Raw genomic sequence first — 18,807 nt, forward strand, 5'->3', positions numbered from 1 at the left:
GTGAACGAGTCCGCGCTCGGCTCTCCCCTGCTGCTCGTCGCCCTCGCGGTGCTCGCGGCCTTGCTGATCACCAAGGCCGCGCGCAAGATCCACATCCCCCCGGCGGTCGGCTACATCCTCTTCGGCCTCGGCCTACGCGGCATCGACGGCGCCTTTGGCCTGGTCTCGCCCGAGTCGGCCGCGCTGCTCGAGCTGCTCGGCGAGCTCGGGGTCGCGGCCCTGCTCTTTCGCGTGGGCCTCGAGAGCGAGCTGTCCAGCCTGCTCGCCGAGCTCCCTCGGGCGCTGCTCGTGTGGCTGGGCGACGTGTGCTGCTCGGCCCTGCTCGGCTTCTTCGGGGCCAGGCTCCTCGGCCTCGAGCTCGTGCCCGCGCTCTTCGTGGCCGTGGCCTTCTCGGCGACCAGCATCGGCCTGTCGGTCTCGGTCTGGCAGGACGCCAAGCGCCTCGACACCCCCCTGGGCGCCCTGCTGATCGACGTCGCCGAGCTCGACGACCTCTCGGCGGTGCTGCTGACCGCGCTGCTGATCGTCGCCGCCCCGGCCCTCGCCGCCGGCGACGTCGACCTCCTCGCCCTGACCGCGACCATGGGCTGGATGCTCGCCAAGGTGCTGATCTTCGCGGCGGCCTGCTGGCTGTTCTCGCGCTACCTCGAGGAGCGCCTGAGCCGGCTGTTCATCCACGGACGCAGCACCGAGGACGACAAGCCCAGCGGCCCCACCGCGGTGCTCTTCCTGGTCGGGACCTGCTTTGCGATCGCCGCCCTGGCCGAGTCCCTGGGCTTCTCGGCCGCCGTCGGGGCGCTCTTCGCCGGGCTGATGTTCTCCCGCGACCCCGAGGCCGTGCGCGCGGAGTCGAGCTTCGAGCCGATCCACGCCCTGCTCACCCCCTTCTTCTTCCTCGACATCGGCTTCGCCGTGGACCTGGCGATCCTCCCGGGCGCCCTCGGCCTCGGGGCCCTGCTGCTGGTGTTCGCGGCGCTCGGCAAATTCGTGGGCGTGGGCGGGGTCGTCGCGCCTCAGCGCGAGTATGGCTGGCGCGTGGGCGCGGTCATGGGCGTGAGCATGATCCCCCGTGCCGAGATCGCCCTGGTCGTCGCGCGCATGGGCAACCGCCTGGGCGAGTGGGCCGTCCCCGACCGGCTCTACGGGGCGCTGGTCCTGGTCAGCGCGAGCTCGGCGATCCTCTCGCCGCTGATCCTCCAGCGCCTGTTCTCGGCCTGGTCCGCGCACCTGCCCGCGCCCCATCGTGCCAGCGCGCCCGAGCCCCCGGCGCCCCAGCCCTGAGCCCCTCGCTCCCCCGCGCCGCGCTATCATCCGACCATGCGCCGCCCTAGCCTGCTCGCCCTCACCTTGCTGCTCGCCGCCTGCACCGACGAGGGCACCGCCGACGAAGGCTACCCGGCCGACGAGGGCGGCAGCGAGTTCAACGCCCACTGCGAGGCCCAGGCCGACTGGGACCCCGAGTGGGCCCAGTTCGAGGCCGACGTCGTCGTGCTCGTCAACGAAAACCGCGCGGCCGGGGCCACCTGTGGCAGCGAGAGCTTCGACCCCGCCGGGCCGATGGTCGCCGAGGCCCAGCTGCGCTGCGCCGCGCGCCTGCACTCCCAGGACATGTCCGAGCGAGGCTTCTTCGACCACACCAACCCCGACGGCCTCAGCCCCTGGGACCGCGTCGACCTCACCGACTACACCGGCTTCGCCGTGGGCGAGAACATCGCCTACGGCTACCCGGACCCCGAGGCCGTCATGGCGGGCTGGATGGACAGCCCCGGGCACTGCTCGAACATCATGAACCCCAACGCCGACCAGATCGGCGTGGGCTACTGGGGCGACAGCAACCACTGGACGCAGGTCATGGGCCAGGCGCAGTAGCTGGCCGCGAGCACGTCGGATCGCAGCGGCTCGAGCGAGTCGCAACACAGCGCAGCGAAGCGCCGCTCGGCACCCCCGCCGGCTGATAAGCTCCGGCCATGCGACGCTTGCTCTGCTTGACCATCTGCGCCCCCCTCCTCTCCGCCTGCGGCGTGGACGAGGTCCCCCTCCCCGACGAGGTCGGCGACGCCACCGGAGACTCGGCCGACGGCACCAGCTCGGCCGACGGCGCCAGCTCGGCCGACGACGCCAGCTCGGCCGATGACGCCAGCTCGGCCGACGACGCCAACGACACCGACTCGGCCAGCGACACCAGCACCACCGACGGCGACACGTCCACGAGCACGGAGAGCGGGGGGAACGAGGAATTCAACGACCACTGCCAGGCCCAGGCCGAGTGGGACCCCGAGTGGGCGCAGTTCGAAGACGAGGTGCTCGTGCTCGTCAACGAGTATCGCGCCGCGGGTGCCACCTGCGGCGACGAGAGCTACGACCCAGCCGGGCCCATGGTCGCCGAGGCCCAGCTGCGCTGCGCCGCGCGCCTGCACTCCAAGGACATGTACGAGCGCGACTTCTTCGACCACACCAACCCCGACGGCCTCAGCCCCTGGGACCGCGTCGACCTCACCGACTACACCGGCAGCGCCGTGGGCGAGAACATCGCCTGGGGCTACCCCGACCCCGCGTCCGTCATGGCGGGCTGGATGGACAGCCCCGGACACTGCGCGAACATCATGAACCCCAACGCCAACGAGCTCGGCGTGGGCTACTGGGGCGACAGCAACCACTGGACCCAGGTCATGGGCGCGCAGTGATCCTCGTCGTCGACGACGCCATCGCCCACGCCGAGCGAGCCTTCGCCAGCCTCGGTGAGCTCCACCGGCTCCCGGCCGCAGAGATCACCGGCCCTCGCCTGGCGCAGCTCGACGCCCGCGCGCTGATCGTGCGCAGCGTGACCCGCGTCGACGCGGCCCTGCTCGCGGCGGCGCCCGGGCTCGGCTTCGTGGGCACGGCCACGGCCGGCGTGGATCACCTCGAGCGTCCGGCCCTCGCGGCGCGCGGCGTCCAGGTGGCCAGCGCCGCGGGCTGCAACGCCCGCGCCGTGGCCGAGTGGGTCGCGACGGCCCTGCTCACGGTCCGCGCCCGCGGCCAGCTCGACGACGCCATCTTCACCGGCCCAATCGGCCTCGTCGGCCTCGTCGGCCTCGGCGAGGTCGGCTCGCGGGTCGCCAGGGTCCTCGTCGCCCTCGGCTACGCGGTGATCGCCTGCGATCCCCCCCTGGTCCGCGAGCGACCCGAGCGCGCGCGGGCCCTCGCCGCCGAGCTCGACCTCGAGTTCGTCGACCTGCCCACGCTGTGGCGGCGCTGCACCATCGTCAGCCTGCACGTCCCGCTGATCCGCGAGGGCCGCGACCAGACCCTGGCGATGATCACCCCCCAGGACCCGGCGCCGGCGGGCCCCAAGCTGCTGATCAACACCTGCCGCGGCCCCGTGGTCCCCGACCGCGCCCTCGATCGCCCCGACCTCGCGGGGCTGATCCTCGACGTCTGGGCCGGCGAGCCCACGATCTCGGCGCGGCGCCTCGCGGATCCCCGGCTACACCTGGCCTCGCCCCACGTCGCCGGCTACAGCCTCGAGGGCAAGGTCCGCGCCACGGCGATGATGCACCGCGCGCTGTCGAGCTGGCTGGGCGTCGCGCCGAGCTGGGCGGGCGCGGAGCTGCTCCCCCCCGTCGCGCTCGCGCCGGCGGGCTCCCTGCTCGAGCTGCTCCATCAGGTCGTGGACCTGCCCGGCGACGACGCGCGAGTCCGCGCCCTCGCGGCCCTCTCGGACGACGCGCGGGCCCCCGCCTTCGAGGCCCTGCGCCGCGGCTATCGGCTCCGACGTGAGTTCCGATCCTGTCAGCCGCCCCCCCTCGGGGACCCGGCGGCAGACGCGATCTTGCGAAATTTGGGCCTGCGCGGCGCCTGACGCCTGTCACTGGGCCGCCCAGCCAGCCGCCCACGCATCTTCTGGGCGCGAGCCATGGACCCGGGCCGCCGCCGCACCTCCTGGATGCGGCTGCGCGGTGAACCGACCACGACACTTCGAGACTACCCCCGAGCACCCGGACGAGACGATGCCCGATACGACCTTGCCCTGCACCGACGCCTCCGATCGCTCGCTGCGCCCCGCGCGAGCTCTGCTCACCCCGACATGGGTCGGGGCCCTCGCCCTGCTGGTCGCCAACGACCACTGGCTCAAGGGCTCGGGCCTGCTCCCCGGCGAGCTCACCGGCAAGCTCAGCGACTTCGCCGGCATGCTCGTCGCCCCCGTGCTGCTCGCGACCTTGCTGCGCGTCCAGACCCGCCGCGGCCTGCTCGCCTGCCACCTCGCCGTCGCGGCCGTGTTCACGGGCATCCAGCTCTCGCCCGCCTTCGCCGGCCAGTGGAGCGCGCTCATGGGCCTGCTCGGTCACCCCTGGGCGATCACCTGCGACCCCACCGACCTGATCGCCCTGCCCGCCCTCGTCCTCGCCTGGCGCCTGCTCGCGCCCGAGATGAGCGGCGAGCGTCCGGCCCTCGTCCCGCTCCAGCGCACCGCCGTCGCCGGCCTCAGCGTGTTCGGGCTGTGGTCGACGGTCGCGACCTCGGACATCGACTCCGGCATCGACTCCGACAGCGAGTGGTACCAGGACATCACCGGCAACCTCTACATCAACAACGCCAACGACTTCGACATCTCGCTGTTCATCCGGCCGCTGCGCGCCGACCTCCAACTCGACTGCACCGCGATCGAGGCCGACCCCGGGCGCCTGCTGCCCGACGCCGCCTTCGACACCGCCGAGGTCTGGTCGCTCCCGCCGCAGACAAACGTCGGCGTCGACCTCGACTTCCACGGCAGCTGCGCGGCCGCGCTCGTGTCCGGCGAGGGCATCCCCCCGCAGATCCTGTTCTTCACCAGCGCCGAGTACACCCAGACCTGGTTCAGCGGTCAGACCTTCAGCACCGAGGACCTCGGCCGCGCGGGCATGGCCATCGTCTTCGACGAGGCGGGGGCCGACTGGGTGGGCGGCGAGAGCGTCCGCTTCACCCCGCGGGACGACGCCCCCGAGCAGCCCGAGAGCTGCGAGGCCGACGGCGACGAGAGCCGCCTCGACTGGTCCTCCGCGCCCTTCAGCACCGCCGGCCTGCGCATCGAGTCGCTCGAGTCCGGCCTCGACGGCTGCTACGCCCTCGAGCTCCAGGCCCTCGAGCTGCTCGACAACGAAGTCCTCGAGCTCGGCGTGCCCTCGACTTGGTACATGTGCGTCCCCGCGGCCGCCATGCCCTTCGTGCAAGACGACGTGATCCGCATCAGCGACAACACCTTCAGCGCCACGGACGCCCAGCTCAGCATCGAGCTGCTCGACTCCGGCGACCTCAGCCCCGCCGTCGACGACGAGGGCGAGGCCGTGCTCACCGTCCACTACCTGCGCGGCGGCCAGCCCTCGAACCTCGGCAACGCCCTCGGCCGCAACGTCGTCGCCGTCGACAAGACCACCTGCCCCTTCCTCGTCGAGGACGGCTGCGCCACCGTCGAGCGCGGCGTCGACCTGGTCGTCAACGGCAATCAGGACTTCGTCGAGGTCGGCGTGCCGATGAGCTTCGCCGAAGAGGCCAGCAACACCAACACCACCGCGATCCTCGCCTACGCCCGCGCTCGCGCCCTGCTCGACTACGCCTGCTCCGAAGGCGCGGACCAGCTCAGCTACGACATCGACATGGCCGTAATCGTCGAGCCGCTGTGAACCCGGATCCGTGAACCAATCACAGCCCCAGCGAGACCACCTCCACACCTGAGCGAGCCCGACATGACCTCCGCAAACCGCCCCTTCATGACCTGGACCCTCGGCGCCCTGCTGGCCGCCGCCGCCCCCCTCACCTTCGCCGGCTGCTCTGCCGCCTATGACGAATCCGCCCTGGGCGGCGACGAGAGCGGCTCCTCGCTCGGCTCCGGCGTCGGCCAGGGCGGCGCCCAGGACTTCGGCCTGTTCCGCGAGATCCTGCTCGAGGGCGGCATCCCCGGGCCCGACACCATCGACGACATGGGCTTTTTCGCCGAGCACAAGATCGACCTGCCCGCCGCCGACTGCGGCCAGGACGTGTGCATCCACGGCATGCTCGGGGTCATGGGCAACATGATCAACGGCTCGAACTGCACGCTCGTGCTCGTCGGCATGAACACGCCCATCGACCCGGCGGTGCTCGAGCGCCCGCCCCTGAACCTGACGATCGCCGTCGACCTCAGCCAGTCCATGGACGGCGAGCCGATCGCCCGGGTCCGCGAGGGTCTGCTGCGCATGCGCGACAGCCTCGAGGCCGACGACCGCATCACCTTGGTCGGCTTCGGCGACAACGCCGAGGTGCTGATCGAGCAAGCCCCCGGCGACTCGGCCGAGCTCGCCGCCGCGATCGCCTCGCTGATCCCCTCGGGCTCGACAAATATCTACGCCGGCCTGCGCACCGCCTTCGAGGAGGTCGACGCCTTCGCCCAGGAGGGCTGGCAAAACCGGGTCATCCTCGTATCCGACGGCGTGGCGACCGCGGGCATCACCAACAGCGACAAGATCGAGGGCCTGGCCAGCGCGTGGAGCGAGGCCGGCTACGGCCTGACCACCATCGGGATCGGCAACGACTTCGACGTCGACCTGATGCGCACGCTCTCCGAGCTCGGCAGCGGCTCCTTCTACTACATCGAAGATCCCCAGGCCGTCGAAGAGGTGTTCGAGGAGGAGGTCCAGGCCTTCACCGTGCCCCTGGCCGAAGAAGTCACCATCGACGCGACGGTGTTCGAGGGCTACGACCTGCGCTCGGTCTATGGCACCAAGCAGGCCGAGACCTGGGGCAACGAGGCCCACATCGACATCCCGATCCTCCAGCTCGCCCACCGCGTCAGCGACGACGACAACGAGAACGGCCGGCGCGGCGGCGGCGGGGCCATGGTCTTCGAGCTCCTGCCCACGGGCGAGGACCCCGGCGAGGTCGGCCGGCTCGAGTTCGCCTACCAGGTCCCCGGCACCGAGGACATCGTCGAGCAGAGCGTCGACATCACCTCGCCCCTGGCCGCGTGGGAGACCCCCGAGGACGGCTTCTTCACCGACGCCTCCGTGGAGAAGGGCTTCGTGATGCTCAACATCTACGTCGGCTTCCGCATGGCCGCGACCCGGGCCGCCGGGGGCGACTACGCCGGCGCGCTCACGGTGCTCGAGCCCCTGGTCGACTCGGTCGAGGGCTGGCTGGCTCAAAACCCCGACGCCGACATCGAGGACGATCTGTTCTACATCCGGCTGTTCATCCAAAACATCGAAGAGGCCGGCGGGGCGATCAACACGCCCAACCCGGTGCCGCCGGATCCCTGGCCGGAGGACTGACGCCAGCGCGACTGCTGCTGCTGCTGCTGCTGCTGCTACCGCGAAGAAGCCCGCCACGCACCACGGCGGGCTTCTTCGCGTCCGCGCGCCGCATGGCACCTCGACGCTCGCCGCCGCGTCGCCCCCTTCGCAGCTTTTACCCGGCCGCTCGACATGGCACGCTCCCCGCATCGCCATGTCCGACGCCCCGCCATCGCACACCCACCTGGCCATCGATCATAGCTTGTGCGGTGAGCCCAGGCAGATCGAGCCCGGTCGCCGCGCCGTAGTCGAGCTGCACACCGAGGCGCGCATGGCCGCCGACGCGCGCGGCCTGGTCCACGGCGGCTTCGTGTTCGGGGCCGCCGACTACGCGGCGATGCTCGCCGTCGACGACCCCAACGTGGTCCTCGGCAGCGCCGAGGTCCGATTCACGGCCCCGGTCCGCGTGGGCGAGCGCGTCGAGCTCAGGGCCGAGGTCGAGGGCGAGAAGGCCCGCAAGCGCGAGGTCTCGGTCCGCGCGAGGGTCTCGGCCAAGCTCGTGTTCGAGGGCCGCTTCGTGTGCTTCGTCCTCGACCACCACGTGCTCGAGGACGCATGACCATCACCACTCCCATCGCGCAGGAACGAGGCAAACAATGAACGGCGGAGAGATCATCGCTAGCGTACTCGAGCGTCAGGGCGTTCGGCAGCTCTACACCCTCTGCGGCGGGCACATCTCGCCGATCCTCGTCGCGGCCAAGCGCAGCGGCGTCGACGTGGTCGACGTCCGCGACGAGGCCAGCGCCGTGTTCGCGGCCGACGCGACGGCGCGCATGACCGGCGTCCCCGGGGTCGCGGCCGTGACCGCCGGCCCCGGGCTCACCAACACGATCACCGCCGTCAAGAACGCCCAGCTCGCCCAGTCGCCGGTGATCGTCATCGGCGGGGCCACGGCCACGGTGCTCGAGGGCCGCGGCGCGCTCCAGGACATCGACCAGGTCGCGCTGATGCAGCCCCACGTCAAGCGGGTGTTCACGCCGCGCTCGGTCAGGCAGCTCGTCCCCACCCTCGAGGCCGCCTTCCAGACCGCGCGCGAGGGCGTGCCCGGCCCGGTGTTCATCGAGGCCCCCGTCGACCTGCTCTACCCCGAGGCCACGGTCCGCGAGTGGTACATCGATCAAGGCGGGGTCAAGAAGCCCAAGAACCTGGCCGGCTACGCGACCCGGGCCTACCTCGAGCAGCACCTGACCCGGCAGTTCTGGGGCGCCCCGGGCCCCGCCGCCCAGGCCCCCGTGATCGGCGAGCTGCTCGGCGCGAGCGCCCGCGAGCTCGCCAAGGTCGCCGGCGCCTTGCGCCAGGCCGAGCGCCCGGTGTTCGTGCTCAGCAGCCAGGCCGTGGCCCCAGCCGGCGAGGTCCCGGCCACCGTCGAGGCCCTCGGCCGCCTCGGCGTCCCGGTCTACCTCGCCGGAGGCGCCCGCGGCCTGCTCGGCCACCAGCACCCCCTGCAATTTCGCCACGCCCGCAGCAAGGCCCTCAAGGCCGCCGACTTGGTGATCGTCTGCGGCTTCCCGCTCGACTTTCGCCTCGGCTACGGGCGCAGCATCTCGAGCAAGGCCAAGCTCGTCACCGTCAACCTCGAGCTCGACGCCCTGACCAAAAACCGCCGCCCGAGCCTCGGCGTGCACGCCCACCCCGGGCGCTTCATCCAGCAGCTCGCCCACCAGCTCGGAAGCAAAGGCGAGGCCGAGGGTCGGTGGTCGACATGGTTCGCCGAGCTGCGCGAGCGCGAGCAGGCCCGCGACGCCGACATCCTCGAGCAGGCCAAGGCCGAGGTCGAGGGCGTCAACCCCATCGACCTGTTCACAAAGCTCGAGGCCATGCTCCCCGACGACAGCGTGCTCGTCGTCGACGGCGGCGACTTCGTGGCCACGGCCGCCTACACCCTCCGCCCGCGCCGCCCCCTGTCCTGGCTCGACCCCGGCGTATTCGGCACGCTCGGCGTGGGCGGAGGCTTCGCCGTGGCCAGCTGCGCCGTGCGCCCCGAGGCCGAGGTCTGGCTGGTCTACGGCGACGGCTCCTCGGCCTACTCCCTGGCCGAGATCGACACCTGCGTGCGCAAGGGCTTCGCCCCGATCATGCTGATCGGCAACGACGGCTCGTGGCAGCAGATCGCCCGCGACCAGGTCGACCTGCTCGGCGACGCCTGCGGCACCGAGCTGCTGCGCACCGCCTACCACACGGTGGCGGAGGGCTACGGCGGCAAGGGCCTGGTGCTCGACGACCCCGCCAAGATCAGCGAGACGATCCGCGAGGCCCAGGCGATCGCCAAGGCCGGCAAGCCCGTGGTGATCAACGCGATGATCGGCAAGACCGACTTTCGCAAGGGCTCGATCTCGATCTGAGCCTCGGGCTCACTCGCGCGCAGCGCTGAACAGCCGCTCGCCGTAGTAGTCCGTCAGCACGACCTGATCCGGCACGAAGGCGTTCTCGCTCGGCTCGAGGGTCAACGCGAAGTGCTCGCTGTCGACCTTGTTCACGTCGATATAGAGCCCGCCTTGATTGTGATAGTCCCGCGCCGGGTTTCCGCGCGCCACGATGTCGGCATAGTCGACCTCCACGACCTGCCCCTCGCCCTCGAGGCGCACGGCCTGGACCGTCATCGGCGCGACCGCCACCGTCAAGATCACCCCCTCCGCGGTCCACTCGACCTCGGGGTCCGGCATCTGCGTATGCGGCAGGATCTCGAGCGCGTTGCGAGCCATGGCCTCGTCGGCCCCGTTCCGCTCGACGCCGACCATGTAGTTGAGGTGCAGGTGGGGCGTGGTCCCGCCGGAGCTGCCGCTGAGCCCGACGAGGTCACCCGCGCGCAGCTCGTCGCCCGCCTTGCAGCGGATCTTGCTCAAGTGCAGATAGGCCGACTTCTCGCCCTCGCCGTGGTCGACCAGCACCCAGTTGCCCGCGCCGCCGTCGTCGACCTCGATCTTCTCGACGGTCCCGGCCTTGATCGAGCGGACCTTGGTGCCCTCCTCGACGGGGAAGTCGACGCCCGCGTGGAAGTCGTAGGTCCCGCTCTGATCCCGGGGGCCAAAGGGCGAGGAGATGTGGTCCGCGTCGAGGTCGTCGGACTTGGAGATCGGCCAGACCACCTCTTCGGCGCTACAGGCGAGGCCGCTGACCAGGGCGAGGGCTGCAAAGAGCGAAGCTCGCATGGTGACAGGGTAGGCCATCGAAGCGGCCGCCGCGAGCGAGAGTCGCCCGACCTCCTGCGCCAAGGCTGCGCACCGGCGGCCACTCGGCCGGGAGTTTGCGCGAGCCGCGGCTTTTGACCGGGCGATACGCGAAGGCCGACTCGACCCAAGGCAGCCCGCGCTGGCGGCTCCCCCCACACCCTCGCGCTGGCCTTTGGCGTGCTGCTCCTGGTCGCGCTGATCGGCAGCCTGACCCTCGGCGGCACCTACCCGCACGACGCGTCCGGGCGCGTGCACCCGGGGACCTTCCGCTTCGACCCCGAGCCCGCGGGGGTCCGCCGTCCTCGCTGACGCCGAGAAAATACGAACGCATCGCTGGCCACGCGGGACAGATCCTGCCGTGAACCCGAGCGCGGCTCGCGTGGGCATGGGCCCACATCGAGCGGGCGCTCCTCGAGGCAAAGAGAGCGAGCCAAGCGATGACGACCCACCACGGTACGACCAAGGCAATCGGCTGCAGCCACATGCGGCTGGGCAACTTCTGCAAGATGTTCAATACCTCGAGCTGGGCCGACGACATCGGCGCAGACCGAGACGAGGCCGAGGCCTTCGCCAAGCTGCTCGGCGGCGAGGGTGGCGTCATGGACGACCAGCAAGGCGCATCCAGGGAGATCCCGCTGCCCTCCGGCTACACCTTCTTCGCCCAATTCGTGGACCACGACATCACCCTCGACACCGAGTCCGATCTCCACGGCAGTACCCAAGATCCGACGAAGCTGCCCAACATGCGCTCGGCTTCGCTGGACCTCGACTGCGTCTATGGCTTTGGGCCCGAAGTGAGCCCGCACCTCTACGATGAGGAGAGCAAGGGCAACAGGGACTTCGCCAGCGCGCTGCTGGTCGGCAACGCGGCCAACCCCGACGACCTGCCCCGCAACGCGCAAGGGCGGGCGCTGATCGGCGACCCCCGCAACGACGAGAACCTGTTCGTCTCCCAGCTCCAGCTGGTCTTCCTGCGCTTTCACAACCGCCGCCTGAAGGATCTCGACGGCGACTTCTCGAGGGCGCGAACCGACTGCCGCAACCACTACCAATATGTCGTCCTCAACGACCTGCTCGCGCGGATCTGCGACGCGAAAATCTATGAATTCGTCCGTGGCCGGCTGCGGGATGAAACATACCCGCTCTTCGAAATCGTCGACGCCTGCGGACGGATCTGCATCCCGGTCGAGTTCTCGGGCGCGGCCTATCGCTTCGGCCACTCGCTGGTGCGCACCCACTACCCCGTGAACGAGGCGCACCGCCGCGTCGAGATCTTCGACGAGGAGGCTGGAACGCTCGGCTTTCGCCAGGTCGATCCAGCCTTCGCCGTCGACTGGAGCCTGCTCTTGCCGACCTCGGAGACCGTCGAGCCGACCCGCGCCCACGCCATCGACCACCTGCTCACGAGCGAGCTGTTCGCGCTCCCGAAGCCAGTCGTCGGTGAGCCCGAAGACCACAACGACCGCTCCTTGGCCTTCCGCAACCTCCTGCGTGGCTACGTGCTCGGGCTGCCCAGCGGTCAGGCCGCCGCGCGCGCCCTCGCCGAGGCCGGCTATCCCTCGAATCCAGACCAGGACCTCGCCTTCGCCGACATCCCCGGCTGGACCAACCTCCCCCAGCTAGAGCGCGCCAGGCTCGAAGAGCACACGCCGCTGTTCTTCTACATCCTGCGCGAGGCCGGCGTTCGCGGTGGGGATCGCCTCGGACCGGTGGCCTCGGCGATCTTGCTCGAGACCTTCTGCACGATGTTGCTGCGCTGCGATAGCTACCTGACCACCCCCGGCTGGACCCCCGACTCCAAGATCGCCGGCGACAGCCCCCTGACCCTCGCCGACATCGTGCGCTACGCCAACGGAGGCTGAGGCCCAGATCAGTCCTGCAGCACCTTGAGCCGCACCCAGCTCCAGGCGAAGCGCCAGTCCTCCCCGTCGATCAGCCCAAAGAGCGTCCCGACCAGCGCAAAGCCCAGCATCACGACCAGCGTGATCACGACCAGCGCCAGCACCGACCCCAGCGCCAGCTGCTCCGTCAGCCACCACGCCGCCGCGCCGGGCAGCGCCGCGGCGGCCACCACCTTCAGGTAGCCGAGCAGCGGCAAGGTGTCGCGCAGCCGGACCTTCCAGGCCCGGGCGATGTACCAGCAGTAAAAGAGCAGCGTGGGCACGAAGGCCACGGCGGTGCCCATGGCCGGGCCGATGAAGCCCACGCCCAGAGCCAGGGGCACGCTGATCACGATGTTCGCGCCCAGGGTCAGCAGCGCCGAGCGCATGACGAAGTCGGGCTTGCCGGCGGCGAGCATGAAGCTGCCGAAGGCGCTGATCCGGGCCATCATCAGCAGGCAGTAAAAGCGGAACACCGGGGCCGAGCCGGCGTAGTCCTCGGTGAAGGCCAAGGTCACGAACTGGTCGGCGCCGACGAAGAAGACCATGGAGGTCGGGACGACGATCAGCGAGACCTTGATGATCGAGTTGCGCCAGATCTCGACGGCCTCGCGGTACTCGCCCTCGCGGTGCATCCGCGTGAAGCGGGGCAGGTAGACCGCGCCCAGGGAGTAGGCCACGGTGGTCACGATCGGGATCTGGAAGGCGCCGGCGCGGTAGAGAGCCACGATCTCCGCCGGGAAGAGCGCGACGATCAGCCACATGTCCACGCTGGCGTTGAGCATGCTGACGATGTCGGTCACGCCCAGGGGGATCGAGTAGCGGATCAGCTCGCGCGAGGAGGCCACGGGCTGCGCGGGCTCGCCGGCGTCGGCGTAGAGCCGCCACAGGTGACGGATGAACAGCCAAAAGGGCAGCAGACCGACGACGGCGGTGGCCGTGACGATGCCCAGCACGCCCATGTTCAGGCTCGCGGGGATGATCATCGCCACGGTCGTGACCAGCGAGCGGACCACGCCAAAGCCGGCCGAGGCCCGGGCTCGCTCCTCGGCGACGAGGATGTTTGGCAGCAGGCGCGTGGGCAGATCCACGAGGGCGTAGAGCCCGAGGATCGGCAGATACTTCAGCGAGTCGACGAGCTCGTCGTCCTCGCGGGCGGCCTCGCCCGAGAGCAGCTCGCCGAACACGCGCAGGACGTCGTCGCCGAGCCAGCCGACCAGCGCGAGCATGATCCCCATGCCCACGGAGAGCACGGCCATGATCCGCACGAGCTTGATGACCACGGCGCGTCGCTCGGCGCGCTCGCGCTCGGCCAGGAAGTAGAGCGTGGCCCGAGGGAAGCCCGCGGTGAGCACCGTGGCCAGGGTCGCGTAGATCAGCAGCAAGCCGGCGACGGCCCCGACCTCGCCCTTGCCGAGCAGGCGGACGATCAGCAGGGGCGCGAGGACCTCGGCGAGCGAGGCGGTGATCTTTCCCCAGACCAGCACGCCGGCCTGCTCGGCCTCGCTCTGCTTCTTGCGGGGGGCCGGGCCCTGACCGGGCTCGGGCTCGGGCCCGCGGTCCCGCTCCGGGCCGGGGTTGGGGCCGGGGTTGGGGCCGGGGTTGGAGGGGTGGTCGGGCGTCGCCTCGCCTGGATCGCCGATGTTGCTCACTCGAGGCAGCTACTTACCACGCCCGCAAGCCGGGTTCAGGGGCCCCGCCGGGGCGAGGATCCAGCAGCCCGCTCGAGGATCTCCGCGAGCTGCCTGGCGGCCCCGGGGGAGTCCGTGCCTTCGACTAGACGGCGCTCGATCCGGCGCCCGCGCCCGGCAGCGTGGGCCGCGAGGATCGCGTCGGCCACGGCCTCCGGCGCGTCCAGAGCGTGGACTTCCCCGCCGCCCGCGGCCGCGACCAGCTCGCGCAGCTCGGGGTTGTCGGCGATCACCAGCAGCGGGCGGTCGCTGACCAAATAGTCGTAGATCTTGGCGGGGATCCGCTGGGCCGTGGGGTGCGAAAAAGACAGCAGCAGGTCCGCCCGATCCATGAGCGCGCCGAGCTCGAGCACCGGGACGAAGGGGTGATCGTGGAGCATGCCCTCGACCCCCGCGGCCCGGGCCTGCTCGCGCAGCTCGGCGGGCAGCGTGCCCGTGATCACCAGGCCGAGCTGGTCCGGGCCGACCCCCGCGGCGCGCACCCGAGCCAGGGCCTGGATCACCGCCGCGCCCTCGACGAAGCGCCGGAAGTTGCCCATGAACAAGACCACGAAGCGCGGCGGATCCAGGAGCGCGCCGCCCTCGGCGTCGGCCTGGCCCAGGCGCAGCAGCTCGGGGTCGCCATGGTTGTAGATCGCGGTGAAGCGCGACGCGGGCAGGTCGGCGTAGTGGCGCCGATAGTCGCGGCAGGCGGTCTTGGTGTTGAGGATGACCGTGTGCGCCGCCTCGACGGCCCAGCGCTCGGCCCGGTCCACCAGGGCGCGCTGGGGGGCCGGCCGCAGGCCGCGACGCAGCTCGCAGCACGACCAGGGGTCGCGCAGGTCGTGGATCAGCGGCAGCCCGCTCTCCCTGGCCAGGCGCGCCCCGACGAGCATGGCCGCGTAGGGGTCGGCGTTGACCATGATCGCCTCGCACGAGGGGTGAGCTCGAAGCGCGGCCCGAGCCGCGCGCAGAGCATGGCCGACCCCGAACACGTGGGCGCCAAAGGGGTTGAGGTCCTCGGCCCGGCGCGCGAAGAAGCCTGGCTTGGGCTTGGGCTGGGGCTGGGGCTGGGGCTGGGGCGCGGCCTTGGGGCGGCCCGCGCTCGGACGCACCTCACTGGCCGCGCGGCCGTAGTCGCGGATCACGATCGTCGACGCCGGCACGGCCGCCTCGAGGCGCGGGTCGACGTCGTCGCCCGGGCGCAGGTCACTGAGCACCACCGGCGCCCAGCCGCTCGCCGGCAGGTGGCGGGCGAACTTCAGCGGGCGCAGGGCCCCGACCCGCGTCATCGGCGGGAAGAAGGGGCTGATGTACAAAAACCGCCGCACTCAGCCCTGACTTGTAGCCCAAGACAACGAGACGGTCACTTGTCCAGGAGAAAGCTTCTCTGGCAAGAAGCGAGAAGTGCGCCCTTTGTTCTCGAGGCTGGTTCGCCCTCAGGATTGAGCCTGCGCACCTTTGGCCGCTATCATCGCCCAGGGAGCACAGATGACTGAAAAACCAGAAAACGACGTCCGAGAGGAGTACTTCGACAGCCAAGCGACAGGGGTCGAAGTCGAAGAAACCGACCCCGAGCAGGACGACGATGTCCAGCCCTGGGACCCCGAGCGGATCCGCGTGCACACCAAGCACTTCTCGCTCCGTCAGGTCGTGGACATGATCCAGGACGAAGATATCGACATTGCGCCCGACTTCCAGCGCCTCTACGTATGGAAAGAACAACAGCGCTGGTCACTGATCGAGTCGATCTTGCTCGGAATTCCGCTCCCCACCTTCTACTTCAACGAGAACGAAGATGGAACCATGCAAGTCGTCGATGGCGTTCAGCGGCTGACGACGATATTCAATTTCTTGCGCGGAGAAAAATTCACGCTCGGCGAGATGGGCTATCTCAATGAATTGAGCGGAAAGACCTTCGAAGGACTCAGCCAGGCCTTTCGTCGACGCATGCACAACACGCAGTTCGTCGTTCACGTCATTGATCCGCAGACCCCTTTCCGTGTCAAATTCGACATTTTCCGGCGCATCAACACGGGAGGCAGCCCGCTGAGCCCGCAGGAAATTCGCCACTGCATGAGCCGACGGCGCTCGCGCTCTCTCCTGCACAAGCTCGCAACCAGCGAGAGCTTCAATCGAGCGACGGGGGGTTCTTTGCGCAACCACATCCGCATGGCCGATCGAGAGGTCGCCCTGCGCTTTTGTGCTTTTCGAGTGTTCGATCTCGACACCTACGACCGCTCGAAGTCCCTCGACACATTCCTCATCGAAGCCACGGAGCGCCTCGATGACGAGTCGAAGTTCACCGACAAGGACCTCAAAGAGCTCGTCTTCGCTTTTCATCGCGCCATGGACAACGCCCACGCGGTGTTTGGAGAACACGCTTTTCGCAAGTGGCCGTTGTCCTCGGAGCGTCGCAACCCCGTCAACCGCGCGCTCTTCGAAGCCTGGTCGGTGGTGCTCGCCGACTACGAGCGCGAGAAGGTCGTGGCCAAGGCCGACCAGATCGCCAAGGCCGCCCGCAGGCTGATGACAGACGACGAGGACTTTCTCGCAGCCATCAGCCAGGGGACCGGTGACTCTCGCCGAGTGCGGCGCCGCTTCGAGGCGGTCCGAGGCATCGTTCAAAAGGAGCTGGGATGATCCGCGAGCTGCATATCGTCAACTTCAAACGCTTTCGGGATACGCGCGTCTCCTTTGGCCCCCTCACCGTGCTGACCGGCGCCAACGGAGCGGGCAAGACCTCGCTGCTCCACGCCCTGCTCATGATTCAGCGCGCGTCACGTAGCGCAGCGCCGAGCACCGTCGCGCTCAACGACGACGAGGGACTTCAACTCGGCGAAGGCGCCGACGTCCTCAACTGGCAGGCCAGCGAGTCGAGAGTTCACTTTGAGTGCGAACTCGACGTCGATGAAGGCTCTCGGTCGCTGAGCTGCACCTTCGAGGTACCTGACGATCGCGCGCTGCACCTTCCACTCATCGCCAGTGAAACCGCAGCCCGCGCCTTCTCCAACAAAAACCGAGGTTTCTCCTACGTCAGCGCCGAGCGCCTCGGCCCCCGTGATGCCCTGAGCGCGTCTTCGGTAGGCCTCGAACACCTCGGCGTGGGCTGTTTTGGCCAGTACGTCGCGCAGGTCCTCGCCGTCCTCGACCGCGAGGAGGTCTCCGCGGGCCGGCGGACCACACCACCCGAGCCCAACTCGGCCCCCCTCGCGGATCTCCTCCACCAGACCGAGTGGTGGACATCTCGCATCGTCCGTCCCATTCAGTTGAACGCCGAGTGGGTGCCCAATTCCATGATCACCCGGCTGCGCTTCAAAACACCGGGCATCCATGGCGAGTGGACACGTCCGCCCAACATGGGCTTTGGTGTCTCGTATGCGTTACCAGTGGTAGTCGCCGGGCTGATCGCTCCTCCAGGGGGATTGCTGATCATCGAGAACCCCGAGGCGCACCTGCACCCCGCCGGACAGTCAGAGATCGGCCGCTTCATCGGCCGCGTGGCCGCCGACGGCGTCCAGGTCGTCGTCGAGACCCACAGCGACCACGTGCTCAACGGGATTCGTCACGCCGTGGCAAACCGCGAGCACCCGCTCACGGCCGACCAGGTCCAGTTGCTCTTCTTCCTTGCAGAGGACGATCCTCGCGGGGTGTTCATGACACGCACGATCTCTGCGTCCGGCAAGATTAGCGACTGGCCCGAGGGCTTCTTCGATCAGTTTGATCGAGACCTGCGCGCGCTCGCGCAGCTACAGCGCGAGCAGGCCCGGCGCCGCAATCAGGAGCGGGGAGAGCAGTGAAGAACCTACGACATATCGTCGATGAGAGCGGACTCCAGGTCGGCTCGCGATCACCAGAGAAGATCACCGAATGCTTCGAAGAATTGCTCGCTCGCCTCGAGCGCGCGCGGGAGCGGGGGGAGGCGATTGCGACCTCGAGCGAATTCTACGATGCGCCAGTCACCGCCGAGCACGTGCTCCATGAAGTCCTCTACACAGGGGACTCTCCCATCGAAGATCGAGACCTCAAGCAAAGACTCTCCGCCGCCTTCGACAAGCTGCTGTCTTTTTGGGACGAGGATGAAGCCCTCTTGCCGCTCGTCGAGGCGCTCGATGTCTTCATCGGCTCAGAGCGTGTATTCGCGCCTTCCCTCGCCCTCGCCCACGCCTTTCGTGCCTCGGCGAGAGCCTTGGGCTGCCTCAACCTGCGCTCGAGCGGTCGGAAGGGCCAAGTCCCTGTCTCCGTAGGAGGACGAGTCCAGCCCCTCCACTTCGTCGTTGACGAGGCCTCACAGCGCGCGCTCTTTCGAGAAGCCATCGAGATCGAGGACATGGACGAGGGCCGCTTCGCCGAGAACGCGGCCTCGGCCTTCCCCGATCTGTCCTGGGTAGAGGGAGTCTGGGACGGTCTAAAGAAGTTCAGGCGACCCTATGGCGAGCATCGGCGAGGGCTCACTCGCCACCTCGCCGCGCTCGATGACCATGGAGCAGCGCTCTTCGACACCCTGATGTCCACCCACCCCGAAGAGATCGGCGCGCGCCTGGGCGCGCTCGGGGTCACGGCCTCCGATGAAAACGGTCGCACCAAACAAGACAAGCAAGCACGAAAAGAGCGCACCCGACGCTACGAGGGTGAGGACCACCTATTTTGGTGGCACACCAAGCTGCGACCGGAGACCGATCGGATCCACTTTCTGTGGCGGCCCAGCCCAGACGGTGGAGCGAGTGAAATCGTGATCGGTCTATTCACGGACCACTGCCACACCCCCGACTGAGCGCTCCCCGCTCTCGGGCCGAACAGGCCT

General features: G+C 69.4%; 16 protein-coding genes. 13 read left to right on the plus strand and 3 right to left on the minus strand.

All coding sequences use genetic code 11. The features are described from left to right. From G6O69_RS04750 to G6O69_RS04785, 8 genes are all read left to right on the plus strand, one after another. Positions 1-1,281, plus strand: coding sequence for a cation:proton antiporter (locus tag G6O69_RS04750; protein ID WP_172302342.1), 1,281 nt, complete (start codon positions 1-3; stop codon positions 1,279-1,281). Positions 1,282-1,317: 36 nt separating this feature from the next. Next, positions 1,318-1,869 (plus strand): CAP domain-containing protein, encoded by a 552-nt coding sequence (locus G6O69_RS04755; protein WP_172302343.1) that lies wholly within the window; start codon positions 1,318-1,320, stop codon positions 1,867-1,869. 98 nt (positions 1,870-1,967) lie between these two features. Next, positions 1,968-2,684: a CAP domain-containing protein gene (locus G6O69_RS04760; protein WP_172302344.1), complete on the plus strand. Its 717-nt coding sequence runs from the start codon at positions 1,968-1,970 to the stop codon at positions 2,682-2,684. Next, positions 2,681-3,841 carry a 4-phosphoerythronate dehydrogenase gene (locus G6O69_RS04765; protein ID WP_172302345.1) on the plus strand — a complete coding sequence of 387 codons (1,161 nt, stop codon included), beginning with the start codon at positions 2,681-2,683 and terminating at the stop codon, positions 3,839-3,841. The genes G6O69_RS04760 and G6O69_RS04765 overlap by 4 nt, the downstream gene beginning before the upstream one ends. Positions 3,842-3,938: 97 nt before the next feature. Next, a complete protein-coding gene (locus G6O69_RS04770) occupies positions 3,939-5,639 on the plus strand; it encodes a hypothetical protein (protein WP_176396631.1) in 1,701 nt (566 codons plus the stop codon). Positions 5,640-5,702: 63 nt separating this feature from the next. Beyond that, a complete protein-coding gene (locus G6O69_RS04775; RefSeq protein ID WP_255215695.1) occupies positions 5,703-7,262 on the plus strand; it encodes a VWA domain-containing protein in 1,560 nt (519 codons plus the stop codon). A 175-nt stretch (positions 7,263-7,437) separates the two neighbouring features. Next, a complete protein-coding gene (locus tag G6O69_RS04780) occupies positions 7,438-7,842 on the plus strand; it encodes a MaoC/PaaZ C-terminal domain-containing protein (protein ID WP_172302346.1) in 405 nt (134 codons plus the stop codon). 37 nt (positions 7,843-7,879) lie between these two features. Continuing rightward, the gene (locus G6O69_RS04785; protein WP_172302347.1) at positions 7,880-9,625 is read left to right on the plus strand and encodes a thiamine pyrophosphate-binding protein; all 1,746 of its coding nucleotides are present in this window, start codon (positions 7,880-7,882) and stop codon (positions 9,623-9,625) included. A 9-nt stretch (positions 9,626-9,634) separates the two neighbouring features. Here the strand turns inward: G6O69_RS04785 and G6O69_RS04790 are convergent, their stop codons facing one another. Further along, the gene (locus G6O69_RS04790) at positions 9,635-10,450 is read right to left on the minus strand and encodes a M23 family metallopeptidase (RefSeq protein WP_176396632.1); all 816 of its coding nucleotides are present in this window, start codon (positions 10,448-10,450) and stop codon (positions 9,635-9,637) included. A gap of 180 nt (positions 10,451-10,630) precedes the next feature. On the opposite strand from G6O69_RS04790, the gene G6O69_RS39780 reads away from it, so the two are divergent. Together G6O69_RS39780 and G6O69_RS04795 are read left to right on the plus strand one after the other, a co-directional pair. Further along, positions 10,631-10,762: a hypothetical protein gene (locus G6O69_RS39780; RefSeq protein WP_255215696.1), complete on the plus strand. Its 132-nt coding sequence runs from the start codon at positions 10,631-10,633 to the stop codon at positions 10,760-10,762. Positions 10,763-10,890: 128 nt separating this feature from the next. Further along, positions 10,891-12,315, plus strand: coding sequence for a peroxidase family protein (locus G6O69_RS04795; protein WP_172302349.1), 1,425 nt, complete (start codon positions 10,891-10,893; stop codon positions 12,313-12,315). 8 nt (positions 12,316-12,323) lie between these two features. Here G6O69_RS04795 and G6O69_RS04800 read toward each other — a convergent pair whose 3' ends face one another. Continuing rightward, positions 12,324-13,985: an oligosaccharide flippase family protein gene (locus tag G6O69_RS04800; RefSeq protein WP_172302350.1), complete on the minus strand. Its 1,662-nt coding sequence runs from the start codon at positions 13,983-13,985 to the stop codon at positions 12,324-12,326. A 35-nt stretch (positions 13,986-14,020) separates the two neighbouring features. Next, positions 14,021-15,334, minus strand: a complete 1,314-nt coding sequence (locus G6O69_RS04805) for a glycosyltransferase (RefSeq protein WP_176396633.1) — start codon at positions 15,332-15,334, stop codon at positions 14,021-14,023. A 160-nt stretch (positions 15,335-15,494) separates the two neighbouring features. Here G6O69_RS04805 and G6O69_RS04810 point away from each other — a divergent pair, with 160 nt between their 5' ends. From G6O69_RS04810 to G6O69_RS04820, 3 genes are read left to right on the plus strand one after another with little or no spacing between them, the layout of a single operon-like run. After that, positions 15,495-16,646, plus strand: a complete 1,152-nt coding sequence (locus G6O69_RS04810; RefSeq protein ID WP_172308136.1) for a DUF262 domain-containing protein — start codon at positions 15,495-15,497, stop codon at positions 16,644-16,646. Continuing rightward, positions 16,643-17,803 (plus strand): DUF3696 domain-containing protein, encoded by a 1,161-nt coding sequence (locus G6O69_RS04815; protein WP_172302352.1) that lies wholly within the window; start codon positions 16,643-16,645, stop codon positions 17,801-17,803. Before G6O69_RS04810 ends, G6O69_RS04815 begins: the two co-directional genes overlap by 4 nt. Then, a complete protein-coding gene (locus G6O69_RS04820; protein ID WP_172302353.1) occupies positions 17,800-18,777 on the plus strand; it encodes a hypothetical protein in 978 nt (325 codons plus the stop codon). The genes G6O69_RS04815 and G6O69_RS04820 overlap by 4 nt, the downstream gene beginning before the upstream one ends. The last annotated feature ends 30 nt before the right edge of the window (positions 18,778-18,807 follow it).

The organism is Pseudenhygromyxa sp. WMMC2535 (genome assembly GCF_011083025.2).